3 protein-coding genes and 1 pseudogene are annotated in these 2,701 nt (G+C 70.2%); all 4 read right to left on the reverse strand.

What is annotated here, in order from left to right:
- Positions 1-24: 24 nt before the first annotated feature.
- A complete protein-coding gene (gene folE, locus K0M70_RS08430; RefSeq protein WP_290781357.1) occupies positions 25-609 on the reverse strand; it encodes a GTP cyclohydrolase I FolE in 585 nt (194 codons plus the stop codon).
- A gap of 45 nt (positions 610-654) precedes the next feature.
- Positions 655-1,887: a TCR/Tet family MFS transporter gene (locus tag K0M70_RS08435; RefSeq protein WP_290781358.1), complete on the reverse strand. Its 1,233-nt coding sequence runs from the start codon at positions 1,885-1,887 to the stop codon at positions 655-657.
- A gap of 50 nt (positions 1,888-1,937) precedes the next feature.
- Positions 1,938-2,525 (reverse strand): pyridoxamine 5'-phosphate oxidase family protein, encoded by a 588-nt coding sequence (locus K0M70_RS08440; RefSeq protein WP_290781359.1) that lies wholly within the window; start codon positions 2,523-2,525, stop codon positions 1,938-1,940.
- A 43-nt stretch (positions 2,526-2,568) separates the two neighbouring features.
- Positions 2,569-2,701, reverse strand: a pseudogene (locus K0M70_RS08445) (RlmI/RlmK family 23S rRNA methyltransferase); the annotation flags it as partial.

Raw genomic sequence — 2,701 nt, forward strand, 5'->3', positions numbered from 1 at the left:
GGGTGGGCTGGGGGGCGCGGGGTATCAGCCGCCGCGCTTCACCGCGATGACGTCCAGGAACTCGGCACGGGTCATCGGGTCGGTGCGGAAGGTGCCCATCATCTTGCTGGTGACCATGCTGACGCCGGTCTTGTGCACGCCGCGGGTGGTCATGCACTGGTGCTTGGCTTCCACCACCACGGCCACGCCGATCGGCTGCAGCACGTCCTGGATGCACCGGGCGATCTGGGCGGTCATCTTTTCCTGCACCTGGAAGCGGCGGGCGTAGGTTTCCACCACGCGCGCCAGCTTGCTGATGCCCACCACCTTGCCGGCGGGCAGGTAGCCGACGTGGGCGCGGCCGATGATGGGGGCCATGTGGTGTTCGCAGTGCGATTCGAATTCGATGTCGCGCAGCACGATCATCTCGTCGTAGCCGGCCACTTCCTCGAAGGTGCGTGCGAGGAATTCGCGCGGGTCTTCGGCGTAGCCGCTGAACCAGTCGCCGTAGGCCTTGACCACGCGCTTGGGGGTGTCGAGCAGGCCCTCGCGCTGCGGGTCTTCCCCGGCCCAGCGCAACAGGATACGGACGGCATCTTCGGCCTGGTCGCGGGATACGGGGTCGGTCATGGCAGGGGTCTCGTTGGTTGGGCGATGATCGTAACCCCGCGGATGTCAGTCCCGCGTGGTGATGCGCCAGGCCAGCAGGCCGCCCAGGGACACCAGGCCGGCGGCGAGCCAGAAGGTGGCGCCCGCCAGGGGACCCTGCACCTGGTTCACCGCCACCGTCGCCAGGGTCTGGGTGAACAGGGTCGGGCCAAGGATGCCGGCGATGGAGTTCAGGCTGCCGATGGCGCCCTGCAGCCGGCCCTGTTCACTGGCCGAAACGCGCGACGTCATCAGCGACTGCGCGGCCGGCCCGGCGATGGCCCACAGCGCGGCGATCGGCATCGCCGCCCAGAACCAGTAGCCGGTGGGCGCGAGCGCATAGCCGGCGAAGCCGACGCCGCCAGCGGTAGCGCCCAACAGCAGGGTGCGCCGGTCGCCGAAGGTGCGCGAGATCCGGCCGATCAGCCCGCCCTGCACGATGATGGTGAGCAGGCCGACCAGCAGCAGCGTCCAGCCCACCATCTCCAGGCCCCAGCCGAAACGGTAGTCGGCGTAGAGCACGAAGGTGGTGGGGTAGACCAGGTGCGCCATCGCCATCAGGAAGCTCACGCCCGCCAGGCCGAACAGCTCGGGATGCGCGCGCAGCAGCTTGAGCGAAGCCAATGGGTTGGCGCGACGCCACTCGAACGGCACGCGGCGCTCCGGCGGCAGCGATTCGGGCAGCACGAACCAGCCGTAGCAGAAGTTGGCCGCGCAAAGCCCGGCCGCCACCCAGAACGGCAGGTGCAGGTCCACCGCGCCCAGCCAGGCGCCCATCACGGGCGCCACGGTGAAGCCGATGCCGAACGCCATGCCCAGCCGGCCGAACGCCGCGGCGCGTTTTTCCGGCGGCGTGACGTCGGCGATGTAGGCGTTGGCGGTGCTGAAGCTGGCCGAAGTGGCGCCCGACACCAGCCGCGCAATGAACAGCAGCGGCAGCGTATTGGCCAGGGCCATGATGACGAAGTCCAGGGCCAGGCCCGCGTTCGACACCAGGATGACCGGCCGGCGACCAAACCGGTCCGACAGCGCGCCCTGGATCGGCGAGAAGAAGAACTGCATCACCATGAACCCGGTGGCGAACAGGCCGTGCCACACCGTGGCGTCGGCAAGCACTCCGCCGCTGAGCTGCTTGAGCAGCTGCGGCAGCACGGGAATGATCAGGCCGAACGCCAGTACGTCCACCAGGATGGTGACGAAGATGAAGGCGAGCGCAGCGCGGCGCACCGGCGGCGCGGCAGCGGGGGTGGGAGCGTCCAAGCGGCGGGGTCCGGGGAGCGGGCGCGCAGTCTAGCCGAAGGCCGCGACGCTCAAGGCGTCAGCCAACGGGCGTGCCAGCGGTCGTCACCGCGATCAAAGCGGGCGCGGCAGTGGCCCGCGGCCGACAGCGAAAGCCAGTCCAGCGACTGCACCTGGATGCGCGCGAAAACGAAATGGCTGCGGGCCTGGGCCAGGCCGGCCGCGTCGAGCGGCGTCGAACGCAGGCTGGGCGGCCCGCCTTCGCCGGGCTCGGCCACGCCGGTGCCGGGAGCGTTCGCGCCGGCATAGTTCTGGCGCGCGGATCGACCGCTGGCGGACCAGGCGGCGTCGGCATCGCCGTCGTCGGCATGCAGCGAAACCCGTCCCGACAGCCGCACCTGTTCGCCGTGGCCAAAGAAACACCAGGCGGTGCGGGGGTCGGCCTGGAACTGCGCGAACTTCGGGCTGCGGCCGTCGGTGTGGAAAGCCACCGTGCCGGCCGCCGGATCCACCGCACGCAGCACCGCATAGCGCGCCTCCGGGCCCGCGTCCGACACCGAGGCCAGCACGCCCTGGTGGAAGGGGTCGCTGCGCCCGCGCGCGCCCGCGAGCAACCGTGCCCAGGCGTGGGTCCAGACGGCGTCCAGGGAATCAGGCATGGAGGTCATTGCAGCAGCCGGCCCGTGTGCGGGAAGGAAAGGACTATTCGACGCGGCAGAAGACAGCCTTGAGATAACGGCTTTCCTTCACGTGCGCCATGAACGGGTGGTCGGCGCCGGCGCCGGCGGCCGTGAGGTTATTCAAGGTGCGGCCGGGGTAGAAGGCCGCCGGGCGG

Origin of the sequence: Arenimonas sp. (assembly GCF_019459675.1) — a bacterium.
Taxonomy (GTDB): domain Bacteria; phylum Pseudomonadota; class Gammaproteobacteria; order Xanthomonadales; family Xanthomonadaceae; genus Arenimonas.

What these genes read in the sequence shown, in the direction of transcription:
- folE (WP_290781357.1), bottom strand. Translation starts at nt 609, where the DNA reads ATGACCGACCCCGTATCCCGCGACCAGGCCGAAGATGCCGTCCGTATC.
- K0M70_RS08440 (WP_290781359.1), bottom strand. Translation starts at nt 2,525, where the DNA reads ATGCCTGATTCCCTGGACGCCGTCTGGACCCACGCCTGGGCACGGTTG.